The sequence below is a fragment of the Pseudocitrobacter faecalis genome, assembly GCF_965231525.1.
Classification (GTDB): Bacteria; Pseudomonadota; Gammaproteobacteria; order Enterobacterales; family Enterobacteriaceae; genus Pseudocitrobacter; species Pseudocitrobacter faecalis.
On record NZ_CBDDNJ010000002.1, the window covers coordinates 3413699 to 3437716 of the forward strand.

At 52.5% G+C, this 24018-nt stretch carries 20 protein-coding genes, 1 tRNA gene and 4 pseudogenes; 12 read left to right on the forward strand and 13 right to left on the reverse strand.

The features are described 5' to 3' along the window. The first annotated feature begins 155 nt into the window (after positions 1–155). From ACOXYR_RS16730 to ACOXYR_RS16745, 4 genes are all read left to right on the forward strand, one after another. Entirely contained in the window at positions 156–1673 is a 1518-nt protein-coding gene (locus tag ACOXYR_RS16730) for a carbohydrate porin (protein ID WP_421356142.1), read from the forward strand. Between the two features lie 137 nt (positions 1674–1810). Further along, positions 1811–3181, forward strand: coding sequence for a sucrose-specific PTS transporter subunit IIBC (locus ACOXYR_RS16735; RefSeq protein WP_000345204.1), 1371 nt, complete (start codon positions 1811–1813; stop codon positions 3179–3181). Next, positions 3181–4581: a sucrose-6-phosphate hydrolase gene (locus ACOXYR_RS16740; RefSeq protein ID WP_003029589.1), complete on the forward strand. Its 1401-nt coding sequence runs from the start codon at positions 3181–3183 to the stop codon at positions 4579–4581. The genes ACOXYR_RS16735 and ACOXYR_RS16740 overlap by 1 nt, the downstream gene beginning before the upstream one ends. A gap of 29 nt (positions 4582–4610) precedes the next feature. Next, complete coding sequence (locus tag ACOXYR_RS16745; RefSeq protein WP_003029591.1) at positions 4611–5615, forward strand: LacI family DNA-binding transcriptional regulator; 1005 nt, start codon at positions 4611–4613, stop codon at positions 5613–5615. 165 nt (positions 5616–5780) lie between these two features. Here the strand turns inward: ACOXYR_RS16745 and ACOXYR_RS16750 are convergent. The 6 genes and pseudogenes from ACOXYR_RS16750 to ACOXYR_RS16775 form a co-directional block, all read right to left on the reverse strand. Continuing rightward, positions 5781–6385 (reverse strand): annotated as a pseudogene (locus ACOXYR_RS16750) (IS3 family transposase); the annotation flags it as partial. 9 nt (positions 6386–6394) lie between these two features. Continuing rightward, positions 6395–7132 (reverse strand): annotated as a pseudogene (locus tag ACOXYR_RS16755) (IS30-like element IS30 family transposase); the annotation flags it as partial. 29 nt (positions 7133–7161) lie between these two features. Beyond that, positions 7162–8282, reverse strand: a protein-coding gene (locus ACOXYR_RS16760) for an IS3-like element ISSen4 family transposase (RefSeq protein WP_096147877.1) whose coding sequence is annotated in 2 segments (ribosomal slippage) — positions 7162–8024 and positions 8024–8282 — 1122 coding nt in all. Because the reading frame shifts where the segments join, the coding sequence is not laid out codon by codon here. Between the two features lie 478 nt (positions 8283–8760). Then, a pseudogene (locus tag ACOXYR_RS16765) lies at positions 8761–8904 on the reverse strand (oxidoreductase); the annotation flags it as partial. Between the two features lie 275 nt (positions 8905–9179). Next, on the reverse strand, positions 9180–10457 hold the full coding sequence (locus ACOXYR_RS16770; RefSeq protein WP_003036928.1) for a DUF2254 domain-containing protein: 1278 nt from the start codon (positions 10455–10457) through the stop codon (positions 9180–9182). Positions 10458–10521: 64 nt separating this feature from the next. Beyond that, positions 10522–12519: a BCCT family transporter gene (locus ACOXYR_RS16775; RefSeq protein WP_016245729.1), complete on the reverse strand. Its 1998-nt coding sequence runs from the start codon at positions 12517–12519 to the stop codon at positions 10522–10524. Positions 12520–13022: 503 nt separating this feature from the next. Here ACOXYR_RS16775 and ACOXYR_RS16780 point away from each other — a divergent pair. The 6 genes and pseudogenes from ACOXYR_RS16780 to ykfI form a co-directional block, all read left to right on the forward strand. Continuing rightward, positions 13023–13115, forward strand: a pseudogene (locus ACOXYR_RS16780) (DUF905 family protein); the annotation flags it as partial. A 112-nt stretch (positions 13116–13227) separates the two neighbouring features. Continuing rightward, the gene (locus ACOXYR_RS16785; protein WP_003031344.1) at positions 13228–13689 is read left to right on the forward strand and encodes an antirestriction protein; all 462 of its coding nucleotides are present in this window, start codon (positions 13228–13230) and stop codon (positions 13687–13689) included. Between the two features lie 15 nt (positions 13690–13704). After that, positions 13705–14181, forward strand: coding sequence for a JAB domain-containing protein (locus ACOXYR_RS16790; RefSeq protein WP_003031345.1), 477 nt, complete (start codon positions 13705–13707; stop codon positions 14179–14181). A gap of 8 nt (positions 14182–14189) precedes the next feature. Next, positions 14190–14411, forward strand: a complete 222-nt coding sequence (locus ACOXYR_RS16795) for a DUF987 domain-containing protein (protein ID WP_421356582.1) — start codon at positions 14190–14192, stop codon at positions 14409–14411. Positions 14412–14428: 17 nt separating this feature from the next. Further along, on the forward strand, positions 14429–14746 hold the full coding sequence (locus tag ACOXYR_RS16800; protein ID WP_003031347.1) for a type IV toxin-antitoxin system YeeU family antitoxin: 318 nt from the start codon (positions 14429–14431) through the stop codon (positions 14744–14746). Positions 14747–14766: 20 nt separating this feature from the next. Beyond that, on the forward strand, positions 14767–15108 hold the full coding sequence (gene ykfI / locus ACOXYR_RS16805; RefSeq protein ID WP_003031349.1) for a type IV toxin-antitoxin system toxin YkfI: 342 nt from the start codon (positions 14767–14769) through the stop codon (positions 15106–15108). Between the two features lie 389 nt (positions 15109–15497). On the opposite strand, the gene ACOXYR_RS16810 is transcribed toward ykfI, so the two are convergent. From ACOXYR_RS16810 to proB, 3 genes are all read right to left on the reverse strand, one after another. Next, positions 15498–15573: transfer RNA gene (locus ACOXYR_RS16810), tRNA-Thr, on the reverse strand. Positions 15574–15688: 115 nt separating this feature from the next. After that, positions 15689–16942, reverse strand: coding sequence for a glutamate-5-semialdehyde dehydrogenase (gene proA / locus ACOXYR_RS16815; RefSeq protein ID WP_421356583.1), 1254 nt, complete (start codon positions 16940–16942; stop codon positions 15689–15691). 10 nt (positions 16943–16952) lie between these two features. Continuing rightward, positions 16953–18056: a glutamate 5-kinase gene (gene proB / locus ACOXYR_RS16820; RefSeq protein WP_108474712.1), complete on the reverse strand. Its 1104-nt coding sequence runs from the start codon at positions 18054–18056 to the stop codon at positions 16953–16955. A gap of 298 nt (positions 18057–18354) precedes the next feature. Between proB and phoE the strand changes: the two genes are divergently transcribed. Continuing rightward, a complete protein-coding gene (gene phoE / locus ACOXYR_RS16825; RefSeq protein ID WP_108474711.1) occupies positions 18355–19419 on the forward strand; it encodes a phosphoporin PhoE in 1065 nt (354 codons plus the stop codon). A gap of 137 nt (positions 19420–19556) precedes the next feature. Here phoE and crl read toward each other — a convergent pair whose 3' ends face one another. From crl to gpt, 3 genes are all read right to left on the reverse strand, one after another. Then, entirely contained in the window at positions 19557–19958 is a 402-nt protein-coding gene (gene crl, locus ACOXYR_RS16830) for a sigma factor-binding protein Crl (protein ID WP_108474710.1), read from the reverse strand. 57 nt (positions 19959–20015) lie between these two features. Then, complete coding sequence (gene frsA / locus ACOXYR_RS16835; protein ID WP_108474709.1) at positions 20016–21260, reverse strand: esterase FrsA; 1245 nt, start codon at positions 21258–21260, stop codon at positions 20016–20018. 106 nt (positions 21261–21366) lie between these two features. After that, positions 21367–21825 (reverse strand): xanthine phosphoribosyltransferase, encoded by a 459-nt coding sequence (gpt, locus tag ACOXYR_RS16840; RefSeq protein WP_015965764.1) that lies wholly within the window; start codon positions 21823–21825, stop codon positions 21367–21369. 253 nt (positions 21826–22078) lie between these two features. Between gpt and pepD the strand changes: the two genes are divergently transcribed. Continuing rightward, on the forward strand, positions 22079–23536 hold the full coding sequence (gene pepD, locus ACOXYR_RS16845) for a cytosol nonspecific dipeptidase (protein ID WP_421356584.1): 1458 nt from the start codon (positions 22079–22081) through the stop codon (positions 23534–23536). 38 nt (positions 23537–23574) lie between these two features. Here pepD and ACOXYR_RS16850 read toward each other — a convergent pair whose 3' ends face one another. After that, entirely contained in the window at positions 23575–24018 is a 444-nt protein-coding gene (locus tag ACOXYR_RS16850; protein WP_421356585.1) for a GNAT family N-acetyltransferase, read from the reverse strand.

Sequence of the window (24018 nt, forward strand, 5' to 3'; positions counted from 1 at the left end):
CGTCGTACGCGGTCCACTTTGTTGCATCCATCACACTTATTAAACCGGTTTAGCAAAATCAATTTCAAAATGTTAAATGTCGTGCTTAACATTGCAACTAAACCGGTTTAGCAAAAACACACAATTTTTTATTTTCCTTTTGGGATGCAATCAATATGTTCAGAAAAAGCACACTCGCGGTTCTTATCGCTTTGCTAACCGGCGCCGCCTCAGCCCATGCACAAACGGATCTCAGCAGTATCGAAGCCCGTTTAATTGCGCTGGAAAAACGCTTACAGGATGCCGAAAACAGAGCGCAAACGGCAGAAACCCGCGCAGAGTCGGCAGAGAAGAAAGTACAGCAGCTCACGACACAGCAACAAAAAACCCAGGACAGCACTCAGGAAGTGGCTCAGCGTACCGCCAAACTGGAGAAAAAAGCCGATGAGAAAAGCGGGTTTGAGTTCCACGGCTACGCCCGCTCCGGCGTGATAATGAATGACTCCGGCGCCAGCACCAAATCCGGAGCCTACATGACGCCAGCAGGGGAAACCGGTGGGGCTATTGGCCGCCTGGGAAACCAGGCCGATACCTATGTTGAAATGAATCTTGAACATAAGCAGACCCTGGATAACGGGGCAACGACCCGCTTCAAAGTCATGGTCGCCGACGGTCAAACCACTTATAACGACTGGACGGCGAGCACCAGTGATTTGAACGTGCGTCAGGCCTTTGTTGAACTGGGCAACTTGCCCACCTTCGACGGGCCGTTTAAAGGCTCCACCCTGTGGGCCGGGAAACGCTTTGACCGGGATAACTTTGACATTCACTGGATCGACTCGGATGTCGTGTTCCTCGCCGGTACCGGCGGCGGTATTTACGATGTCAGGTGGAACGACAGCGTTCGCAGCAACTTCTCTCTTTACGGGCGTAACTTCGGCGATATTGCTGATACCAGCAACAGTGTGCAGAACTACATCGTCAGCATGAACAATTTCATCGGGCCGGTGCAGATGATGGTCAGCGGGATGCGGGCAAAAGACAACGACGAACGCCAGGATACCAACGGTAATCCGGTCAAAGGCGATGCGGCAAATACCGGTGTACATGCGCTGCTCGGGTTGCACAACGACAGTTTTTACGGCCTGCGTGAAGGTGCCAGCAAAACCGCCCTGCTCTACGGTCACGGACTGGGTGCCGAAGTTAAAGGTGTCGGCTCTGACGGCGCGTTACGCTCGGGGGCTAACACCTGGCGCTTCGCCAGCTACGGCACCACGCCACTGAGCAAGAACTGGTTTATCGCCCCGGCGATACTGGCACAAACCAGTAAAGACCGTTATGTCGATGGCGACAGCTACCAGTGGGCAACCCTCAACATGCGTCTGATCCAGGAGATCAATCAAAACTTCGCCCTCGCTTATGAAGGCAGTTACCAGTATATGGATCTCAAACCTGAAGGTTATAACGATCGCCATGCGGTAAACGGCAGCTTCTACAAGCTCACCTTCGCCCCGACCTTTAAGGTTGGCGACATCGGCGATTTCTTCAGCCGTCCTGAAATCCGTCTTTACACCTCGTGGATGGACTGGAGCAAAAAACTCAATAATTACGCCAGCGATGACGCGCTGGGCAGCAATGGTTTTAAATCGGGCGGCGAATGGTCGTTCGGGATGCAGATGGAAACCTGGTTTTGATGGTTAACACCTGGCGACAGTAACCGCCGGGGCGACAAAATACGTTTCGTCGCCCCGGACACAATAACAACGAAGAGAATGCGCTCCGGCTACCACGGGACGACAACTCGAAAATCAATACGCATTCAGAGGGTACTATGGATTTTGAACAGATTTCCCGCTCGCTACTTCCGCTTCTGGGAGGCAAGGAAAATATCGCCAGCGCCGCGCACTGTGCCACACGCCTGCGCCTGGTGCTGGTCGATGACTCACTGGCCGATCAGCAGGCCATCGGCAAAATTGATGGGGTGAAGGGCTGTTTCCGTAACGCCGGACAGATGCAGATTATCTTCGGCACCGGGGTGGTGAACAAAGTCTACGCCGCCTTTATTCAGGCGGCAGGGATTGGCGAATCCAGCAAATCGGAAGCTGCCGACATTGCGGCGAAAAAACTGAATCCTTTCCAGCGCATTGCCCGCCTGTTGTCGAACATCTTTGTGCCGATCATCCCGGCTATCGTCGCCTCCGGCCTGTTGATGGGCCTTCTGGGGATGGTTAAAACGTACGGCTGGGTCGACCCGGGTAACGCCATCTACATCATGCTGGATATGTGCAGCTCAGCGGCGTTTATTATTCTGCCGATCCTGATTGGCTTCACCGCCGCCCGCGAGTTCGGTGGTAATCCTTATCTTGGCGCGACGCTTGGCGGCATCCTGACTCACCCGGCGCTCACCAACGCCTGGGGTGTGGCCGCCGGTTTCCACACCATGAACTTCTTCGGCCTTGAGATTGCCATGATCGGCTATCAGGGCACGGTGTTCCCGGTGCTGCTGGCGGTGTGGTTTATGAGCATCGTTGAGAAACAGCTGCGTCGCGTGATCCCCGATGCACTGGATCTGATCCTGACGCCGTTCCTGACGGTGATCATTTCCGGTTTTATCGCCCTGCTGATTATCGGCCCGGCTGGTCGCGCGCTTGGCGACGGTATTTCGTTTGTCCTTAGCACCCTGATTACCCACGCCGGTTGGCTGGCCGGACTGCTGTTTGGCGGTCTCTATTCGGTTATCGTCATTACCGGTATTCACCACAGCTTCCACGCCATCGAAGCGGGACTGCTGGGCAACCCATCCATCGGCGTCAACTTCCTGCTGCCGATTTGGGCGATGGCCAACGTCGCTCAGGGCGGTGCTTGTCTGGCGGTGTGGTTCAAAACGAAAGATGCCAAAATCAAAGCCATTACCCTGCCCTCGGCGTTTTCTGCCATGCTCGGCATCACCGAAGCGGCGATTTTTGGTATTAACTTACGCTTTGTAAAACCGTTTATCGCAGCCCTGATTGGCGGCGCGGTGGGCGGCGCGTGGGTGGTATCCATGCATGTTTACATGACCGCCGTGGGCCTGACGGCTATCCCTGGCATGGCTATCGTGCAGGCCAGCTCGCTGCTGAACTACATTATCGGGATGGTTATCGCCTTTGGCGTCGCCTTTGTCGTCTCCCTGGTACTGAAATACAAAACGGACGCTGAATAATGTCACATCCATCACGCCTGCCTGCGATTTTGCAGGCTGTTATGCAGGGCCAGCCGCGCGCGCTGGCCGACAGCCACTATCCCCGCTGGCACCATGCGCCGGTGACCGGGCTGATGAACGATCCCAACGGCTTTATTGAATTTGCCGGACGTTATCACCTGTTTTATCAGTGGAACCCGCTCGCCTGCGATCATAAGTTCAAGTGCTGGGGGCACTGGAGCTCTGCCGACCTGCTGCACTGGCAACATGAGCCGATCGCGCTCATGCCGGATGAAGAGTATGACCGCAACGGCTGCTACTCCGGAAGCGCCGTGGATAGTCAGGGCACGCTCACCCTGTGCTATACCGGCAACGTAAAATTTGACGACGGCAGCCGAACCGCGTGGCAGTGCCTGGCGACGGAAAATGCCGACGGCACGTTTACCAAACTCGGCCCGGTATTACCGCTGCCGGAGGGCTATACCGGCCACGTGCGTGACCCGAAAGTCTGGCAGCACGAAGGTCGCTGGTACATGGTGCTGGGCGCACAGGATTTGCAAAAGCGTGGCAAGGTGTTGTTATTCAGCTCAGCGGACCTTCATGAGTGGACGAGTCAGGGCGAAATCGCCGGTTATGGCATCAATGGCCTGGACGACGCGGGCTATATGTGGGAATGCCCGGACCTGTTTGCCCTCGGCGACCAGCATGTCCTGATTTGCTGCCCGCAGGGCGTGCCTCGTGAGAAAGAGCGCTATCTCAACACCTACCCGGCAGTGTGGATGAGCGGCGATTTCGACTACCACCGCGCGGCCTTCGAGCATGGCGAACTGCACGAATTGGACGCAGGGTTTGAGTTCTACGCCCCGCAAACCATGCTTACCAGTGATGGCCGCCGTCTGCTGGTCGGCTGGATGGGCGTGCCGGAGGGCGAAGAGATGCTTCAACCGACCCTCACCAACGGCTGGATCCATCAGATGACCTGCCTGCGTGAGCTGGAGTTTATCGATGGTCAGCTATACCAACGTCCTCTACGAGAGCTGAGCGCCCTGCGCGGCGAAGCGCACGGCTGGGCAGGGAACTCCCTGCCGCTGGCACCGATGGAAATCGTTCTACAAACCACTGGGGACGATATTTTGAGCCTCGATTTTGACGGCGCATTAATCCTTGAACGCGATGCCAGCGGGATCCGCCTGGCCCGACCCAGTCTGGCCAGCGACGAGAAGCATTATCGTTACTGGCGCGGAGACGTCCGCTCGCTGCATATTTTCATCGACCAGTCTAGCGTGGAGATTTTCATCAACGGCGGCGAAGGAGTGATGAGCTGCCGCTACTTCCCGGCCTGTTCAGGGCAGCTAATGTTCTCTGGCATCACACCGGACGCATTCTGCTACTGGCCGCTGCGAACTTGCATGGTAGAATAAGCGTTTTGCCTCAAGCTCATGGCGTCGTAATGAAAACTAAACGCGTAACCATTAAAGATATCGCCGAACAGGCTGGCGTCTCAAAAGCGACCGCCAGCCTAGTACTGAACGGTCGTGGTAAGGAGCTGCGTGTGGCGCAGGAAACGCGTGAGCGAGTACTGGCGATTGCCCGTGAGCAGCACTATCAGCCAAGCATTCACGCCCGCTCGCTGCGCGACAACCGCAGCCACACCATCGGACTGGTGGTGCCGGAGATCACCAACCACGGCTTTGCGGTCTTTTCACATGAGCTGGAAATGCTGTGCCGCGAAGCAGGCGTCCAGCTATTGATCTCTTGTACTGATGAAAACCCCGGTCAGGAGAGCGTGGTGGTCAATAACATGATTTCCCGCCAGGTTGACGGTCTGATCGTCGCTTCATGTATGCACAACGATGCCGACTATCTTAAGCTCAGCCAACAACTGCCAGTAGTGCTGTTTGACCGTTGTCCTAATGAAAGCCTGCTGCCGCTGGTGATGACTGATTCGATTACCCCAACGGCGGAACTGATTTCCCGCATTGCACCTAAGCATAGCGATGAGTTCTGGTTTTTAGGCGGTCAGTCGCGTCTGTCGCCTTCACGCGATCGTCTGACCGGCTTCACGCAGGGTTTGGCTCAGGCGGGTATTGCACTGCGCCCGGAATGGGTGATTAACGGTAACTACCACCCGAGCTCAGGCTATGAGATGTTCGCCGCACTCTGCGCGCGACTTGGGCGGCCGCCTAAGGCGCTGTTCACTGCCGCCTGTGGACTGCTCGAAGGGGTACTGCGCTATATGAGCCAGCACCATTTACTCGACTCAGATATCCATCTGACGAGCTTTGACGATCACTATCTTTATGATTCGCTGTCGCTGCGTATCGATACCGTACAGCAGGATAACCGCCAGTTGGCCTGGCACTGCTATGATCTGATAAGCCAATTGATCGAGGGCGATACGCCCGAAACGCTACAACGCTACCTGCCCGCAACGCTGCAGTTTAGGCATCAGTAATAACTGAGCATTTTTGAATACCCTACAGAGGTGAAATCTGGTGCGAATCCAACAATCAAAAATCAATATTTGTAGTGATGTGATGCGGAAAGGTCTTCACTGCATCAGTAATCACACCAATCGGGTTAAACGGCAAACTGAGTGGTGGTAAAGACTGACACCGGCATTATTACTGTCACTGTGGAACATCACTCCGGCGGGTTTACCGCAAGCTTCCCACGCAATTTCCAGCGCTTTGATGTCAGCTTGCTGTCCGGTGAGAATGACATTGCCCAACCCTCAGGTTTCCTTGCGAACAGATCGAGAACAACAGCAAGGTAAGCCCAACGCTTGCCTGTCCAGATATAGGTCACATCACCGCACCACACCTGATTTGGCTCGGTCACGGCGAACTGCCTTTCAAGGTAGTTAGGGATAGCAACATGTTCATGACCACCACGTTTATACCGGTGAGTCGGCTGCTGACAGCTGACCAGCCCCAGCTCTTTCATGAGCCTGCCAGCAAGCCAGCGTCCCATCTGGTAGCCTCTCCGGGTTGCCATTGTGGCGATGCTTCTTGCTCCGGCCGAACCGTGGCTGATGCCATGTAGCTCAAGTACCTGACTGCGTAATACAGCCCGTCTGCCGTCTGGTTTTTCAGGACGGTTTTTCCAGTATCTGTAGCTGCTGCGATGAACCCCGAACACATGGCAGAGTGTGACCACAGGATAATGCGCTCTGAGTTTCCCGATTATCGAGAACTGTTCAGGGAGTCTGACATCAAGAGCGCGGTTGTAGATTCAATCTGTCAATGCAACACCCCTTTCAATTATCTCTTTCGGTGTTTTGAACTTCAGTGTCTTTCTCGGTCTGTTGTTTAGCTGAGCAGCAACCAGATCTAGTTCATGTTGAGTATATTGGGCAAGACATGTCTTTTTAGGAAAGTACTGCCGAATTAGCCCATTTGTGTTCTCATTTGTTCCCCGCTGCCAAGGACTCTGAGGATCGCAGAAGTAAACTTTAACGCCGGTGCTGACAGTAAATTCTAGATGTCTGGCCAGTTCCATTCCTCTGTCCCATGTCAGTGATTTTCTGAGTTCTGACGGTAAACTCAGGAATTTGTCGGTAAGAGCCTGATTTACTGAGACAGAATCTTTGCCCCTGAGTCTAAGGATGATCGTATAACGTGATTTTCGGTCTACAAGTGTGGCTATATGAGAGTTTTTTGTACCTGAGACTAAATCGCCCTCCCAATGCCCCAGAGAGCGTCTGTTATCGATATTTCGGGAACGTTCGTGAATTGGTGTTCCGTTCACTATGTTAATCGTACCTCTTTCGCCTTTGCGGGTATGACGCCTGCCATGGCGAAGGCTATGCGACCGTCGCAGATGCTGTATATTCAGGTGGTGTAGCGCTTCACGGCTACGAAAGTACAGCGTTTTATAAATTGTCTCAGGTGATATTCGCAGCGTTTTTTGACGTGGTTTTGTTCGCCTTAACCATCCTGATATTTGCTCTGGAGACCATTTCATCTCCAGTGACCTGCCCCCACGATTAGATACAACACTCAGTTAGTAACGTCGGAATCTTCATTCTCAGAATGACCCTTTCTCCAGCCCGCTGCAAATTCAGACGGTGTCTGATAATTCAGCGTGGAGTGCGGGCGGCATTCGTTATAATCCTGCCGCCAGTCATTAATAATTTTCCTGGCATGAACGATATCGCTGAACCAGTGCTCATTCAAACATTCATCGCGAAATCGTCCGTTAAAGCTCTCAATAAATCCGTTCTGCGTTGGCTTGCCCGGCTGGATTAAGCGCAACTCAACACCATGCTCAAAGGCCCATTGATCCAGTGCACGGCAAGTGAACTCCGGCCCCTGGTCAGTTCTTATCGTCGCCGGATAGCCTCGAAACAGTGCAATGCTGTCCAGAATACGCGTGACCTGAACGCCTGAAATCCCAAAGGCAACAGTGACCGTCAGGCATTCCTTTGTGAAATCATCGACGCAGGTAAGACACTTGATCCTGCGACCGGTGGAAAGTGCGTCCATGACGAAATCCATCGACCAGGTCAGATTGGGCGCCGCCGGACGGAGCAGCGGCAGACGTTCTGTTGCCAGCCCTTTACGACGTCTTCTGCGTTTTACGCCCAGGCCACTGAGGTGATAAAGCCGGTACACGCGCTTATGATTAACATGAAGCCCTTCACGGCGCAGCAACTGCCAAATACGACGGTAGCCAAAACGCCTGCGCTCCAGTGCCAGCTCAGTGATGCGCCCTGATAAATGCGCATCAGCAGCCGGACGGTGAGCCTCATAGCGGCAGGTCGACAGGGATAAACCTGTAAGCCTGCAGGCACGACGTTGCGACAGACCGGTCGCATCACACATCAACATCACGGCTTCCCGCTTCTGGTCTGTCGTCAGTACTTTCGCCCAAGAGCCACCTGAAGCGCCTCTTTATCCAGCATGGCTTCGGCAAGCAGCTTCTTGAGTCTGGCGTTCTCTTCCTCAAGCGACTTCAGGCGCTTAACTTCAGGCACCTCCATACCGCCATACTTCTTACGCCAGATGTAAAACGTGGCATCGGAAATGGCATGCTTGCGGCAGAGTTCACGGGCGGGTACCCCAGCTTCGGCTTCGCGGAGAATACTGATGATCTGTTCATCGGAAAAACGCTTCTTCATGGGGATGTCCTCATGTGGCTTATGAAGACATTACTAACATCGGGGTGTACTAATCAACGGGGAGCAGGTCACTGCAGGAGCTACCTGCCTGCAGCTTCGATTGCCGACGTACCCCGATCCCAGTTGGTTAGCGTATTTCGATTCTTGCAATAATCGCTGGACTCATAGCACGAAGCCGACATACTTACTGGATTGAAGGTCCGCTGTGAGCGAAAAGCGGACGCCCGCATAGCGTAAACAGGCGTCTGATATTTTGATATGGATTGATGACTTAACCCCTTCCCCGCTTCGTCAATGACTTTCTCGTCATTATCTTTGGTAAATGATCCTTTTGCCTTTCCGGTAGAATACTCAGCATTATTTCTGAAGAGCGGCAAAGACGAGTGCCTTGCCATGAGTTCACCATAATTTCATCTGCGCCCGTGCGGCGAACCAGATCCCTGAGCCCGTCACGGACGACCTCCGGTTTGCCCCATACGGATTCACGCAGCTGATAATATTTTGCGGTCAGTTCATCAGCGGTATCACTAGTCATTGCCCGTGAGCGGGTCATGGGGGCCATAACGACGCGGTTTACCAGGTCAGTATCACCGGTCTGAAACTGGGTAAATAATTTTTCCATTTTTATCTCCTTTGCTGGAGGAAATATGATGGTCTCAGCTACGGAATAAAAAAACAGTAGTCTGTTCCGAACTGAGTAGACATAATTTCTACATTTAGTGTTCTCCTGGTATTAAACCGAAATATTTGATTGTAGGCGATGTCTTACGTAGAGATAAAGCCTGCTGCAAAAGTGATGAAGACTCAGTATGTTCTCTTCTAATACAAAGCAGACGCCCATTCTCATGCAGACGCTTTGTTCTTGTCTCGCTAGCAACCAAATCGCTTGCTCCACAACTATGATTGCTTATTAGCGTTTTCATCAAAAAACAAATCAAAATAAATTGATTTTATGAATTCTCTATCGGAGTCTATATGGTCAGCGCGATTTGCATGCTCTAATGTTTCAATTGCCAGAGTGTGCGCGGCATCAGCAAACATCTCAGGCCAACCCGTACTCAGCATAGATAGCCCTTTGAGCACTCTTATCTGAATCTCTCTCATACTGGCACCATCGCGTGCGACAGGTGAGAAAAAGTCTTCCAGGAGATCGTTGTTCTGAAGTGGCGCAACGTGTACTGAAGGATAGGTCACTTCAATTTCATGAGACTTATTCTGCGCGTAAGCAGAAAGTATACGAACACCTCTGCCAATGACATCGATTGCGGTTCCAGGATCGTTCACTGCGGGTGAAAGGGCTCTGCAGGCTATTTCGGCCATGACGCTAAGACAAAATCGGGGATCCTGAGCAAATGAACGCACATCCGAGACAATGATCGTCTCAAGTAAATCGGCGCAGATTGATGACTCCTGGCCCTGACTCAGGTACAAAGCTGGCATGGACGGATGAATGAAACTGCCTGGTTGCGCCACAAGGTATACATGACGAGGATCATTGGCCAGCAGCTTGCTGAGTTTCTCCATATCAATATATTCAACATAGCCAATCTTCTTCGGATAAACTGCAACCGTTCCTTTCGGCTGTTCATAGCTCTCAAGCCATGGATATCCGCCGAGACAGGGATTTCTGGCTCTCGCAATAAATGTTTCGATGGCCGCCTGTTCTACTTTTGCTGTTGTCTCACCGACCCTCCCCAGAGAGGTCAAATGCTGTATCCAACGAAGCAATGTGATGAGGATGAGGGCAATGACAACGAGTGTGACAATGAATAAAATGACTCTTCCCCTTTCTCCGTAGGCTCCCATATTGAGGGCAATAATTCCTACCAGACTGAAGAGAAAGGAACCAATGAAGGTGGCCAGTACATTTTGTGTGGTTACGTCTTCCACAACTAAACGCGTTGCTCTGGGAGTAACATTAGTAGTGGCTGAACCGTAGGCTGTGACCATGATACTCAGCGAAAATGTGGTCACTGCCAGCATACTCGATGCCAGTATGTTCAGAATGTTATCAACTGCTTCCGCACCAACCTTCACTGAAACCGACTCAGGAATCATTGATTTAAAAAGAATAGATAAAAGAGCCGTTATTATCGCGACAATTGCGAATAACGTAGCTCTGAACCAGAGTTTCTTAAATGTTTGCTTCAGAATCCATTGCCAGCGTGAAATCATTCTGCATTCCCTCGTATTGCGGTCGGGATAAATAATTGCCGCCCCCTAGGACGGCATTTTGCTATCAACGAACCAGGTGCAGGAAGTGCAGGTGTTTTTCGTACTGGTCCAGTATGTCATTAATCAACTGTTCCTGATTCCAGCCCATCACATCATAATTTTGACCGCCTTCTTTGAGATAAACCTCAGCGCGATAATATCGATGTTGGTCAGTCTGCTGCTCATCATTATCCATTGCGGCGAGCGCGAAGGTGGGTGAGCTATACCCGCGAAGCCTCACTTCATATATAAAATTCAGCTCGTTGCCCAAATCCACTTCAAGACGAATACGATCGTCGGCTGCGTCACTAATGTGGCTTATCGTCCCCTGCTTGTTCAGTTCTTCCTGAACCAGCGTCATGGCAGGCTGGATAATGTCGTCCATAAAACGTTTCACAAGAGATCGTTTCGGCAGATACGCGATATTGCGTAACCTTCTCTGCCAGGGAATTGGGTTACGTGCAGCCGTAGGAGCAATAGTCGCCATGCTCAGGCTTTCACGCTTAGTCAAATCTCGACGCAGGGCTTTTAACAGCCCGTATATGGATATCAGCAAGATCACGGAGAAGGGTAATGCACTTGCTATTGTCACCGTTTGCAGCGCGCTCAGCCCTCCCGCAAGGAGAAGCGCAATTGCAACAACTCCCATGAGCGATGCCCAGAAGATTCGCTGCCAGACGGGTGTGTTTGCCACCCCACCTGATGCCAGAGTATCTACAACCATTGCCCCCGAGTCAGCAGATGTGACAAAGAAGACGATGACCATAGCCATTGCAATAAATGACAGCACGGAGGAGAACGGGAAATGCTCCAGGAAATTGAACAAGGCCAGCGAGACATCCTGTTGGACGGTATTGGCGAGATCGGTCGCCCCCTGGTTCATAATGAGATAGATTGCGCTGTTACCAAACACCGTCATCCACATGAGCGTAAAGCCGGCCGGAACAAACAGCACACCGGTGACAAATTCGCGAATGGTTCGGCCGCGTGAGACCCGTGCGATAAACATCCCCACAAATGGCGACCATGAAAGCCACCATCCCCAGTACAGTAATGTCCAGCCCCCCAGCCAGTTGCTCGACTTAGGTTCATATGCGTAAAGATTGAACGTTTTACTCACCAGTTCCGAAAGATAACCGCCGGTATTTTCCACAAATGACTTCAGCAGAAGCACAGTTGGCCCCAGACACAGGACCAGCGCCAGGAGCAACAACGCGAGGCCCAAATTGAGCTCAGACAGGATACGTATTCCCTTGTCTAGGCCGGTCACCACAGAAATCGTCGCTAACCCCGTGATGGCCACGATCAGAATGACCTGCACCGTTTCATTAATGGGCACCCCGAATAGGTGGTTCAAACCGGCATTCACCTGCAAAACACCGTAACCCAGCGATGTTGCAACGCCAAAGACCGTACCTATAACGGCAAAAATATCAACCGCATGGCCTATAGGTCCGTATATGCGATCGCCAATAATGGGATAGAGTGCAGAACGCAGCGTTAAAGGTAGACCGTGGCGGTAACTGAAAAAGGCCAGAATCAGCGCTACAATGGCATATATTGCCCAGGCATGCAGACCCCAGTGGAAGAAGGTCAGCCGCATTGCTTCCTTCGCTGCCGCAACAGTCTCTGGGGCGCCAACGGGAGGTGAGAGATAATGCATCACCGGTTCAGCAACGCCAAAGAACATCAGGCCGATCCCCATCCCTGCCGAAAAAAGCATCGCAAACCAGGAGTGATAGCTGAAATCAGGTTGCGCATGGTCCGGACCCAGCTTGATATCACCGTAGCGTGAGAGTCCCAGAAACGTGACACTCAATAAAATCAGGGCCACAGCAAGGATGTAGAACCAGCTTGCATTCGTGAAGATTTGTTGCTGAAGTAGTTTGAAATTTTTGTCAGCAACATCCGGGAATGCAGCGGCAAAAGCGACAAGAAGAAAAATTAACAAAGCAGATGTAAAGAATACAGCTTTGTTAATCTGGCTGTGAGACTTCTTTGGGATTGTTTCATTTTCACTCATAATCATTTATTCCATTGATTTAAATCCGTATTGGATAATGCTTACCACCTCTTACAGAGTAGCAAAATTCAACTGACTATGCGGCGTGAATCGAGCACATGGTGTGATGAGTGCCGATACAAATCATCCTATAATCGAAGGAGTTCTTTGTTAATCAGCCTGCCACTTCTTGGGTATTTAATTTGCATATTCTGTACCAGAGCTGGGATATACGTTAAGTGAAGTATATTAGACACGAATTACCAGCTTCTGCTTTTGGCACAAAACGGCCTATCAGCATTATAAAAATATTCAGATATATATCATTCCTCTGAACATACACAACTAACGGCAGAATCTCACGATTCTGCCGCTTTTTTATTATTTTTCAGGGGGGGAGTAATGAATAATTCTGAAGGTTTGAAGTCGTTTCACTAATCGCTTTATGACCTACCGTAGTGGGTATCGGCTGATTGCGCAGCAGGGCCATTAGTTCCTGCCAGTATCACCGGCGTTAACATTGAAGACGACTAGGGCAGGCATGGAACTTTGAACCGGATGCCGGTGAAGGTCTTAACCGCTATACCCGCAAGCCAGGCATCTGTACGGACGTATCCATCTGCTGGCTCCGCATGATTTACCAGCAACATTTAATCTTCCCGAACACTCATTATTACCGCATACGCCAGCCGTCGCCGCTGGCGTTTTTTTATTGACGGAGACATACCCATGACAACAGCGACAAAAAACAACCTCGCATCTGCTGCTAACGAATCCGAATTTGAACTGACCGTAACGCAGATACCCGACGAACAGCGTATCTGCTTCTGGCCGCAGTACTTTGGCTCTATCCCACAATGGATAACGCTGGAACCCCGCATTTTCGCCTGGATGGACCGCTTCTGTGACGAGTACAACAGTGGTATCTGGTCCTTTTACACGCTCAGCAATGGCGGCGCGTTTATGGCCCCTGATGCTGACGTTGACGATAAATGGCATCTGTTCAACGGTATGAACGGCAATGGCGCGGACATGAGTGCTGAAGCCGCAGGCATTGCTGTCTGCCTGATTGAATACAGCCATCACGCCTGCCGTACAGAGTGTGACGCAATGACCGCGCACTATTACCGCCTGCGGGACTATGCCCTGCAGCATTCTGAAGCCCACGCCATTTTGCGTATCATTGACTGACCGGAGGAGCAACGAATGAAACAGCTTTCCTTTTTACCCGGCGAGATAACGCCACAGGACCGGCGTCTCATTCAGCGGGCGCTCAGGGCTCTGGAGCGGCACCTGCATGAGCCTGGGGTAGCCTTCACCTCCACTCATGCCGTCCGGGAGTGGTTGCGGCTGCATATGGCCGCGCTTGAACGGGAAGAGTTCCGGGTGCTGTATCTGAACCAGCAGAACCAGTTGATTGCCCACGAAACCCTGTTTGCCGGTTCTATTAGCAGTACCGAGGTACATCCCCGCGAGGTGGTCAAGCGCGCTCTGTACTTCAACGCGGCAGCGGTAATACTGGCGCATAACCATCCTTCCGGCGAGACGACGCCCAGCCAGGCTGACAAAGCCCTCACGCAGCGACTGGTTCAGGTACTTCAACTGGTGGATATCCGTGTCCCTGACCATCTGATTGTCGGCGGCAGGCAAATCTATTCGTTCGCAGAACACGGTCTGCTGTGAGGTATTACATGAAAATTATCAGTAAACGCCCGGCAATGACGATATACCGCCAGCATCCTGAGTCCCGAATCTTTCGTTTCTGCACCGGCAAATACCAGTGGCACGGTAGCGTCTGCCATTACACCGGCAGGGACGTTCCGGATATCACAGGAGTCCTGGCGGTATACGCCGAACGCCGCCAGGACCGCGAGGGGCCTTATGCCTGCCTGATGAGCATCACCCTGAACTGACAATAAAGAGGTTATCAATGAGCAAAATCACATGGGGTCTGCAGCGTGATATCACGCCACGTCTGGGAGCCCGTCTGGTGCAGGAAGGCAACCGACTGCATTATCTGGCTGACCGGGCCAGCATGACCGGCAAGTTCAGTGACATCGAATACCGGAAGCTGGATGAAACATTCCCGCACTTTATCCGCCAGATGGAATCGATGCTGACCACTGGTGAACTCAGCACCCACCATGCCCACTGCGTTACCCTGTACCACAACGATTTAACCTGCGAAGCCGACACCCTTGGCAGTTGCGGCTACGTATACATCGCCATTTACCCCACTCAGCGTTAATTACCTTCACGAGAGCAAACATGAAAACTTTACCTGCAACAACTCAGCGGGCGGTGAAGCCCTGCCTGTCACCCGTGGCTGTCTGGCAAATGTTACTGACACGTCTGCTGGAACAGCACTATGGTCTGACAATAAACGACACGCCATTCTGCAATGAGGCTGTGATTAAGGAACACATCGATGCCGGTATCACCCTAGCCGATGCCGTGAATTTTCTGGTAGAAAAATACGAGCTGGTTCGTATAGACAGGAAGGGATTTAGCTGGCAGGAACAATCTCCTTATCTCCGGGCTGTAGACATTCTGCGAGCGCGGCAGGCAACTGGCTTGTTGCGGCAAAGCCGTAACAACGTAGTACGATGAACATTGCGTACAACCTTCCCGATTTACATTTCTGAACTTCCTCCCTTGTTTACCTATTGCGTAATGCGCCTGCTACTACCCGGCGGGCGCGTTATCTTTTTACGGACAAACAATCATGCAACCAGAAGTTGAAGTATTAACCGATCATAATGAGCTAATTTGTTCGAGCTTTATTGAACACATTGCCAACACATTAAATTTAGGAGTGGTGTAGACATGGACAACTAAACCTGCAGCCACGGATGTATAGTGAGCGAAGCCCTATCAGGCCTTTTTGGTCAGTAGATAAGATTGATCTTCGTTGATAGAATTTACTTACACCAGCTGTTACATGAAAATAATTTTTTGGTGGGAGAATGATAAGATCTTACGTAAGAATTTGATTTTAATGGTGCCGATAATAGGAGTCGAACCTACGACCTTCGCATTACGAATGCGCTGCTCTACCAACTGAGCTATATCGGCCCGGAAAAGGACGTGTTCACGAGTGCGAATCACGGTGGACAAGGTTAAAACTAACCGGGCGATGCGTCAATGGCCTTGAGAATCAAATGGCTACTTTTGCATCACCCGGTGTTAATTAGGCACGAATGGTATCGTCACCGAAGCCAATCCACTTATAGGTGGTCAGCGCTTCAAGTCCCATCGGGCCGCGGGCGTGCAGTTTTTGCGTGCTGACGGCCACTTCTGCGCCCAGGCCGAACTGGCCGCCGTCGGTGAAGCGCGTGGAGGCGTTCACGTAGACTGCCGAAGAATCGACTTCATTCACAAAGCGGTTGGCATTGCTCAGGGTGCGCGTGAGAATGGCGTCGGAGTGCTGAGTGCCGTGCTCACGGATGTGCGCGATAGCATCGTCCAAATTAGCCACAACCTTCACGTTAAGATCCAGCGACAGAAATTCGTTATCGAACTCTTCCGCTTTCACCGCCACAACCTGCGCCGGGCCCGCTTTTAACAACGCCATGGCGTTATCTTCCGCGTGCAGCGTCACGCCGCTCTGCGCCATACGCTTGCTCAGCGCAGGCAGAAAACGTTCCGCGATATTCTGATTCACCAGCAGCGTTTCCACCGTGTTACAGGTGCTCGGGCGCTGGGTTTTGGCGTTGACGATAATTTTCAGCGCCGGTTCAATTTCAGCCGTGTCATCCACATAAATATGGCACACACCAATCCCGCCGGTGATCACCGGGATCGTCGACTGTTCGCGGCACAGCTTATGCAACCCTGCACCGCCGCGTGGGATCAGCATGTCGATGTATTTATCCATGCGCAGCATTTCACTGACCAGCGCGCGGTCCGGGTTGTCGATCGCCTGAACGGCACCCGCCGGTAAGCCGCACTCCTGCAACGCTTTTTGAATCACTTTTACCGTGGCGGCGTTGGTGCGATGCGTCTCTTTACCGCCGCGCAGAATCGCTGCGTTGCCGGTTTTCAGGCACAGGCTGGCGACGTCAACGGTGACGTTCGGGCGCGCTTCATAAATTACGCCAATCACGCCGAGCGGGACGCGGCGACGTTCGATGCGCAGGCCGCTGTCGAGCACTCCGCCGTCAATCACCTGCCCTACCGGATCGGCGAGCGTGCAAACCTGACGCACATCGCTGGCGATAGCGGAGAGACGCGCCGGCGTGAGCGCCAGCCTGTCGAGCATCGCGTCGCTCAGGCCGTTAGCACGCGCATCAGCCAGATCCTGCTGGTTAGCGTCGAGGATCTCTGCGCTAAATGTTTCCAGATAATCAGCAATTTTTTCCAGAGCCTGATTCTTTTCACGGCTCGATAGCTGCGCCAGCTTATAAGAAGCCTGTTTGGCAGCAATGCCCATTTGTTCGAGCATAGTGAACTCCTTAGCGGGTGATCATATCGTCACGATGGACGGCAACCGGGCCGTACTCATAGCCGAGAATAGCATCGATTTGCTGTGAGTGGTGTCCGGCAATAAGGCGCAGCGCATCGCTGTTATAACGGCTCACGCCATGCGCGATATCCCGCCCTTCAAGGCTGCGAATACGGATCACTTCCCCACGGGAGAAGTTGCCAGTCACGTTTTTAATGCCTTTTGGCAGTAATGAACTTCCGCGTTCGAGAATAGCGGAGGTTGCGCCTTCATCAACGGTGATTTCACCTGCTGGCGGTGCGCCGAAGATCCAGCGTTTACGGTTCTCCAGCGGCGTGTCCTGCGCGTGAAAGCGCGTACCGACGGAGACTTCCGCCATCACGTCGCCAATCACGCCAGGGCGGCTGCCTGCGGCGATGATGGTCTCAATCCCCGCGCGGCAAGCGACATCGGCGGCCTGCAATTTGGTGCCCATCCCGCCTGTACCGAGGCCGGAGACGCTGTCGCCGGCAACGGCGCGTAGGGCATCATCGATGCCGTGCACATCGGTAATCAGTTTGGCATCCGGGTTACTGCGCGGGTCGGCGGTGAAGAGGCCCTGTTGATCGGTCAGCAGCAGCAATTTGTCGGCACCGGCCAGAATCGCCGCCAGCGCAGAAAGGTTGTCGTTATCGCCGACCTTAATTTCAGCGGTGGCGACCGCATCGTTTTCGTTAATCACCGGCACGATATTGTTATCGAGCAGCGCGCGCAGGGTATCGCGCGCATTGAGGAAACGCTCTCTGTCTTCCATGTCCGCGCGGGTCAGCAGCATCTGCCCGACGTGAATGCCGTAAATAGAGAACAGTTGTTCCCACAGCTGGATGAGGCGGCTCTGGCCGACGGCGGCCAGCAGTTGTTTCGAAGCGATAGTCGCGGGCAGTTCAGGGTAACCCAGATGCTCACGCCCGGCGGCAATTGCTCCTGACGTTACAATGACAATTCGATGCCCAGCCGCGTGAAGCTGGGCGCACTGGCGAACCAGCTCAACGATGTGCGCGCGATTCAGGCGGCGCGATCCGCCCGTTAAAACACTGGTGCCCAGTTTGACCACCAGCGTCTGACTATCACTCATGATTATCTGCCGTTAAAAGTGAAATAATGAAACCAGGTTCACGTTTTATCAGGAGTCAGCCCGCTTGCCAACAGGCAGCGCGGAAAGCGAGGGATTTTATTGCGCGCGATCAGTAACCTTAACCGCACGTTTTGACGTTTTTATGACAAATCTAATTAACGGCACTTTTTTAATATAATTCTGACATTCACCGCATCTTGTCATAAATCTTTCATTGAGAAACGTTACAACCCTTCCTGTTTTTTCATCTGCATCCATTTTTATAAATGTTGTCTTATTAAAAACTCAGGAAAGGAAAATGAAAAAAAGCACTCTGGCATTAATGATGATTAGCGCATTGACCACCGCTTCGGCAGTACAGGCGGCAGAAGTATATAACAAGAATGGCAATAAACTGGATGTGTATGGCAAAGTCAAAGCCATGCATTATATCAGTGATTATGATAGCAAAGATGGTGACCAGACTTATGTCCGTTTTGGTATTAAAGGCGAAACGCAGATCAATGAAGATTTAACCGGATACGGCCGCTGGGAGTCTGAATTCTCCGGTAATAAAACGGAAAGCGATTCTACACAAAAAACGCGTCTGGCGTTTGCCGGTTTGAAACTGAAGAATTTCGGTTCTTTCGATTATGGTCGTAATCTGGGCGCGCTGTATGACGTTGAAGCCTGGACTGATATGTTCCCGGAGTTCGGCGGTGATTCCTCCGCGCAAACCGATAACTTTATGACCAAACGCGCCAGCGGCCTGGCGACCTATCGCAATACCGATTTCTTCGGCGTGGTGGATGGCCTTGATTTAACCCTGCAATATCAGGGGAAAAACGAAAACCGCGACGTGAAAAAACAAAACGGCGACGGTTTTGGTACCTCACTGGCTTATGATTTTGGCGGCAGCGATTTCGCCATCAGCGGCGCATATACCTCTTCTGACCGTACGGCGGATCAGCAAAATGCGGCCCTTGCCCCGCGTGGTCAGGGTAAAAAAGCCGAAGCCTGGGCTACGGGCCTGAAATATGATGCCAATAATATCTATCTGGCGACGTTCTATTCTGAAACCCGTAACATGACGCCAATTTCCGGTGGTTTTGCTAATAAAACGCAAAACGTGGAAGTGGTGGCGCAGTATCAGTTCGATAACGGTTTCCGCCCTTCACTGGGTTACGTTTTGTCTAAAGGCAAGGATATTGAGAACGTCGGTAGCGAAGACCTGGTAAACTATATTGATGTGGGCGCGACCTATTACTTCAACAAGAACATGTCCGCGTTTGTTGATTACCGCATCAATCAGCTGAAAAGCGATAATAAACTCGGTATCAATGACGATGATATTGTCGCGCTGGGGATGACTTACCAGTTCTGATAAAAAAGCCCACCTAATCAGGTGGGCTCATATTGCTGACAACGTGTGCTTTATACTTGCCGGATGCGCTACGCTTATCCGGCCTACCTTTCCCGTATGCCGGATAAGCGTAGCGCATCAGGCATTATCTCTTCGCGTTAAGCAGATAAACGCATCGGCTGGTCGTCAAAACCGTCTGCCGGTTCCAGTTTCAAGTCTAATGTTGCCAGTAATTCGCGTGCTCTCTCGTGAAACCCACGCAACGTTTGCTCCACGCGTTCATTAATTTCAGGATCCTTAATCGCGGTTGCCTGCCATTTGCCGTCTTTGTTAAACAGACCAAACTGGTAGCTGTAAGTGAAACGGTCTTCTTCCGCTTCCATTTCCATCCACCATCCCCAGAATTCACGGCTTTCAGGCGCTGGCTTAACGTTCACGCATACAGCAAGGCAATCGAAAAAGAAGCGGTTCTCTTCACACTGCTCCTCACGGATGTAAGGGCCTAGCGCAGTGAGTTTTTTAATCAGTCTACTCTTCGGGTGTCCACTTGGTAACGTCATTGCGATCTCCTTTGGTGATGCAACTGTTTTACCAAATCAATAAAATTTAGCAATCTATTAACTAAATCTATTATTGATCCACCCTGCAATTTCTTTCAGCGCTTTGTCGAAATTACGGTACACCGGGTTGAATGGCACGTTCAGAAGTTTACCCTCTGATGAGGACGAAACGATAAGTCGCGACTCCTCTTCCGGGCTGAACGGATCGTTGTTCCAGTAGCCTGACAGCATCGGTGTCGGGCAACGGCGGCCCAGCAAGCCCTGCGTTTTCAGCGAGTAACGGTTGAGCTCAATGCGTAGCGCTTCATCAGAGGCGTCATGCATACCGAGGCGCGAGGCCAGCACATCAAGATACATCTCTGGCACCCGGCCCTGACGCAGTGGGTCATTCAACAGGCAGTGAACGATGGGGCCAAGGCAGGCCACGCCGCGCAGGCGCTGGGATTCGAGATACGCCAGGCGCACCGCCACGTTCGCGCCAAAGCGGAAGCCAAACGCCGCAACGCGCGTGTGGTCAACCCACGGAATATTGGGCAGTTCGCGTAGCACATGCTGATGCAGATAGCTGGAATCCTGGGTCAGTTTCCACTTCGATGAACCACCAATCGACGGCATATCCAGCGTGAGCATAGCAATGCCCAGCGGCGCGAAGTAGTGTTCATATAAGCTGTAGTAATCAATTTGCAGGCCGTCGAGCCCACCGCACATCAGCACCGTCGGGAACGGGCCGTCGCCTTTTGGCATGTGCAGGAACGCGCTGACCGGCGAGCCGCCTGGAATAGGGATGTCCAGCTCGCGCATTTCGCCCGGCAGACGCTTAGCCGCTTCGGCATAAGCGCGATTGGCCAGCACCTGGGCCTGTTCAGCGAGATCGTCGCCTTTCAGGTGTGGATAGGCCGCAATGCTGTAGAGATTCGACGCATGCAGCCAGTGGCGGCCACTGAGCAGCGGGTCATCTTCCTGCGTCGCTTTTTGTTGCCACTGCATCGCCTGGGTTGACCATTCGTAGATCCAGTTGCCACCGCGATAGCCGACCACCGTGTCGAGCATGCCTTCGTCGGTGCGTTCGGCCTGGCTCATTACGATGCGCGCCTGCACATCAAGTATTTCCTGCGGCGAGATGCCGCGCCAGATCCACATCAGGCGGTTAATCATGCGATACCAGTGCGGGACGGTTTTACCGTCAAGGGCAGATTGCACCGCAGGATCGCTTCCCGGGTTAAATCGACGCACCAGCGTGGAGGTTTCAGGGTGTTTGAAACGCGGTTTGAACAGGGTTTCGCTAAGATTCGCCTCTGACATCGCATGATCTCCATGAATACGAGCTTTAGACTATTGTAACGCGCCAGGCAGTAAAAAAAACAACGCCCGGCATGGCCGGGCGCTGGAATCGCATTTATTGCGGGAATTAACGGCCAGCGATAGGCGGTACGAAGACCACGCCCATATCCCACGGCTGTTCAATCCAGGTATCCTGCGGAATATCAATTACATAATCGTCAACCAGCGGGCGACCTGCCGGTTTAGCGAAGATGGTAACGAAGTGTGCTTTAGGATACATTTCGCGGATAGCCACTGCGGTACCGCCGGTATCAACCAGGTCGTCGATCACGATAAAGCCTTCACCATCGCCTTCGGCGCGTTTCAGAACGGTCAGCTCGCGCTGGTTGTCGTGGTCGTAGCTGGAGATGCAAACGGTATCAACATGACGAATGCCCAGTTCACGTGCCAGCAGAGCGCCCGGTACCAGACCCCCACGGCTAACGGCAATAATGCCTTTCCACTGTTCAACAGGTAACAGACGGCTTGCCAGTTTGCGGGCGTGAATCTGCAACATGTCCCAGGTGACGACGTATTTTTCGCTCATGTGAAAATATCCCAGCCTGTGTTATACGGCTTAAAAAGTGTTCAAGGGGGAAATAGGTTGCGCGAGATTATAGAGATCTGACGCACTAAAAACCAGCCTTAAGGGCACTCTGCCCCTCTTTTTCCGTGGTTTGTTCTACCAGAGAAGACAGAAAGTGGTATTCTCGACCTCATCTCGCAAGCGCAGCTTGTGGTGTCTGTTTCGCTATTTATTACACTTATTCCAGATGCATAACGCCGTAAGGAGACTCATCGTGTCGGAACTGTCTCAACTCTCCCCGCAACCGTTGTGGGATATTTTTGCCAAAATTTGTTCTATTCCTCACCCGTCTTATCACGAAGAGCAACTGGCTGAACACATCATCGGCTGGGCGAAAGAAAAAGGTTTCCATACGGAACGCGACGAAGTCGGTAACATTCTGATTAGTAAAGGCGCAACCGCTGGAATGGAAAACCGCAAACCGGTCGTTCTGCAGGCGCACCTCGATATGGTGCCGCAGAAAAACAACGATACCGTTCATGACTTCACTAAAGACCCTATCCAGCCGTATATCGATGGCGAGTGGGTAAAAGCCCGCGGCACCACGCTGGGTGCCGACAACGGTATCGGGATGGCGTCCGCCCTGGCGGTACTGGCTGACGATAAGGTTGAGCACGGCCCGCTGGAAGTGCTGCTGACCATGACCGAAGAAGCTGGCATGGACGGCGCATTCGGCCTGAAAGCCAACTGGTTACAAGCCGATATCCTGATCAACACCGACTCTGAAGAAGAGGGTGAAATCTACATGGGTTGCGCGGGCGGTATCGATTTTACCTCCAACCTGCATCTCGATCGCGAAGCTGTTCCGGCTGGCTTCCAGAGCTTTAAACTGACGCTGAAAGGCCTGAAAGGCGGCCACTCCGGCGGCGAAATTCACGTCGGTCTGGGTAACGCCAACAAACTGCTGGTGCGTTTCCTGGCGGGACACGCGGCGGAACTGGATCTGCGTCTGGTCGATTTCAACGGCGGTACGCTGCGTAACGCCATTCCACGTGAAGCGTTCTCCACCGTTGCCGTGGCGGCGGATAAAGTAGAATCGCTGAAAGCGCTGGTGAGCCAGTATCAGGATATCCTGAAAAACGAACTGGCTGAGAAAGAGAAGAACCTGACTGTACTGCTGGAGTCCGTCAGCAACGATAAAGCCGCGCTGACTGCGCAGTCTCGCGATACTTTCGTTCGCCTGCTGAACGCCACGCCGAACGGTGTGATCCGCAACTCTGACGTAGCAAAAGGCGTGGTTGAAACCTCCCTGAACGTCGGCGTCGTGACCATGACTGACGACAACGTGGAAATCCACTGCCTGATTCGTTCCCTTATCGACACCGGTAAAGAATACGTGGTCAGCATGCTGGATTCACTGGGTAAACTGGCTGGCGCGAAAACCGAAGCCAAAGGCAGCTACCCAGGCTGGCAGCCGGACGCAAACTCTCCGGTGATGCATCTGGTGCGTGAAACCTATCAGCGTCTGTTCAACAAGACGCCGAACATTCAGGTTATCCACGCAGGTCTGGAGTGCGGTCTGTTCAAAAAACCGTATCCGGAAATGGACATGGTCTCCATCGGGCCAACCATTACGGGCCCGCACTCCCCGGATGAGCAGGTTCATATCGAAAGCGTGGGCCACTACTGGACGCTTCTGACTGAACTGCTGAAAGCGATTCCGACGAAGTAATATCCGTTAAGCCGGGCGGCCATCACTGTCCGGCTTTTTTATACCTCTCGCGCCATCAGGTAATTAATAAACCGCTCTCCCCTCGCCTCAACATTTTGCTCGCGCACCAGCACAAACCCCTGACGTTCAAAAAACGGTTTTGCGGTAATGCTCGCCGCGACGGTCACTTTTCCCGGCAACATTTTTGCCAGCAATGCTCGTAACAGCGCCCCGGCAATCCCCTGCCGCGCGTAATCTGGCGAGACAAAAAGCAGGTCGATGTAATGCCCAACGGCGGTGATAAAACCGATAATCATGCCGTCAACTTCCGCCACCAGCACCACGGAAGAGGCTAATTTTTGCCGCCACTGCGCCTCATCCACCTGACCCCAGGCGGCGATTTGCACGGGCAAATAGTGCTGACTGGCGGTTTCGTGGACGGCGCGCAGGAAAATCTGGCTTAGTTGCGGCAGTTCATGCGGCTGCCACGCGCGAATGTTCAT

What these genes read in the sequence shown, in the direction of transcription:
- proA (WP_421356583.1), bottom strand. Translation starts at nt 16,942, where the DNA reads ATGCTCGAACAAATGGGCATTGCTGCCAAACAGGCTTCTTATAAGCTG.
- crl (WP_108474710.1), bottom strand. Translation starts at nt 19,958, where the DNA reads ATGACGTTACCAAGTGGACACCCGAAGAGTAGACTGATTAAAAAACTC.
- frsA (WP_108474709.1), bottom strand. Translation starts at nt 21,260, where the DNA reads ATGTCAGAGGCGAATCTTAGCGAAACCCTGTTCAAACCGCGTTTCAAA.
- ACOXYR_RS16785 (WP_003031344.1), top strand. Translation starts at nt 13,228, where the DNA reads ATGACAACAGCGACAAAAAACAACCTCGCATCTGCTGCTAACGAATCC.
- proB (WP_108474712.1), bottom strand. Translation starts at nt 18,056, where the DNA reads ATGAGTGATAGTCAGACGCTGGTGGTCAAACTGGGCACCAGTGTTTTA.
- ACOXYR_RS16735 (WP_000345204.1), top strand. Translation starts at nt 1,811, where the DNA reads ATGGATTTTGAACAGATTTCCCGCTCGCTACTTCCGCTTCTGGGAGGC.
- phoE (WP_108474711.1), top strand. Translation starts at nt 18,355, where the DNA reads ATGAAAAAAAGCACTCTGGCATTAATGATGATTAGCGCATTGACCACC.
- ACOXYR_RS16740 (WP_003029589.1), top strand. Translation starts at nt 3,181, where the DNA reads ATGTCACATCCATCACGCCTGCCTGCGATTTTGCAGGCTGTTATGCAG.
- ACOXYR_RS16800 (WP_003031347.1), top strand. Translation starts at nt 14,429, where the DNA reads ATGAGCAAAATCACATGGGGTCTGCAGCGTGATATCACGCCACGTCTG.
- ACOXYR_RS16745 (WP_003029591.1), top strand. Translation starts at nt 4,611, where the DNA reads ATGAAAACTAAACGCGTAACCATTAAAGATATCGCCGAACAGGCTGGC.
- ACOXYR_RS16770 (WP_003036928.1), bottom strand. Translation starts at nt 10,457, where the DNA reads ATGATTTCACGCTGGCAATGGATTCTGAAGCAAACATTTAAGAAACTC.
- ACOXYR_RS16795 (WP_421356582.1), top strand. Translation starts at nt 14,190, where the DNA reads ATGAAAATTATCAGTAAACGCCCGGCAATGACGATATACCGCCAGCAT.
- ACOXYR_RS16790 (WP_003031345.1), top strand. Translation starts at nt 13,705, where the DNA reads ATGAAACAGCTTTCCTTTTTACCCGGCGAGATAACGCCACAGGACCGG.
- ACOXYR_RS16850 (WP_421356585.1), bottom strand. Translation starts at nt 24,018, where the DNA reads ATGAACATTCGCGCGTGGCAGCCGCATGAACTGCCGCAACTAAGCCAG.
- ykfI (WP_003031349.1), top strand. Translation starts at nt 14,767, where the DNA reads ATGAAAACTTTACCTGCAACAACTCAGCGGGCGGTGAAGCCCTGCCTG.
- ACOXYR_RS16775 (WP_016245729.1), bottom strand. Translation starts at nt 12,519, where the DNA reads ATGAGTGAAAATGAAACAATCCCAAAGAAGTCTCACAGCCAGATTAAC.
- ACOXYR_RS16730 (WP_421356142.1), top strand. Translation starts at nt 156, where the DNA reads ATGTTCAGAAAAAGCACACTCGCGGTTCTTATCGCTTTGCTAACCGGC.
- gpt (WP_015965764.1), bottom strand. Translation starts at nt 21,825, where the DNA reads ATGAGCGAAAAATACGTCGTCACCTGGGACATGTTGCAGATTCACGCC.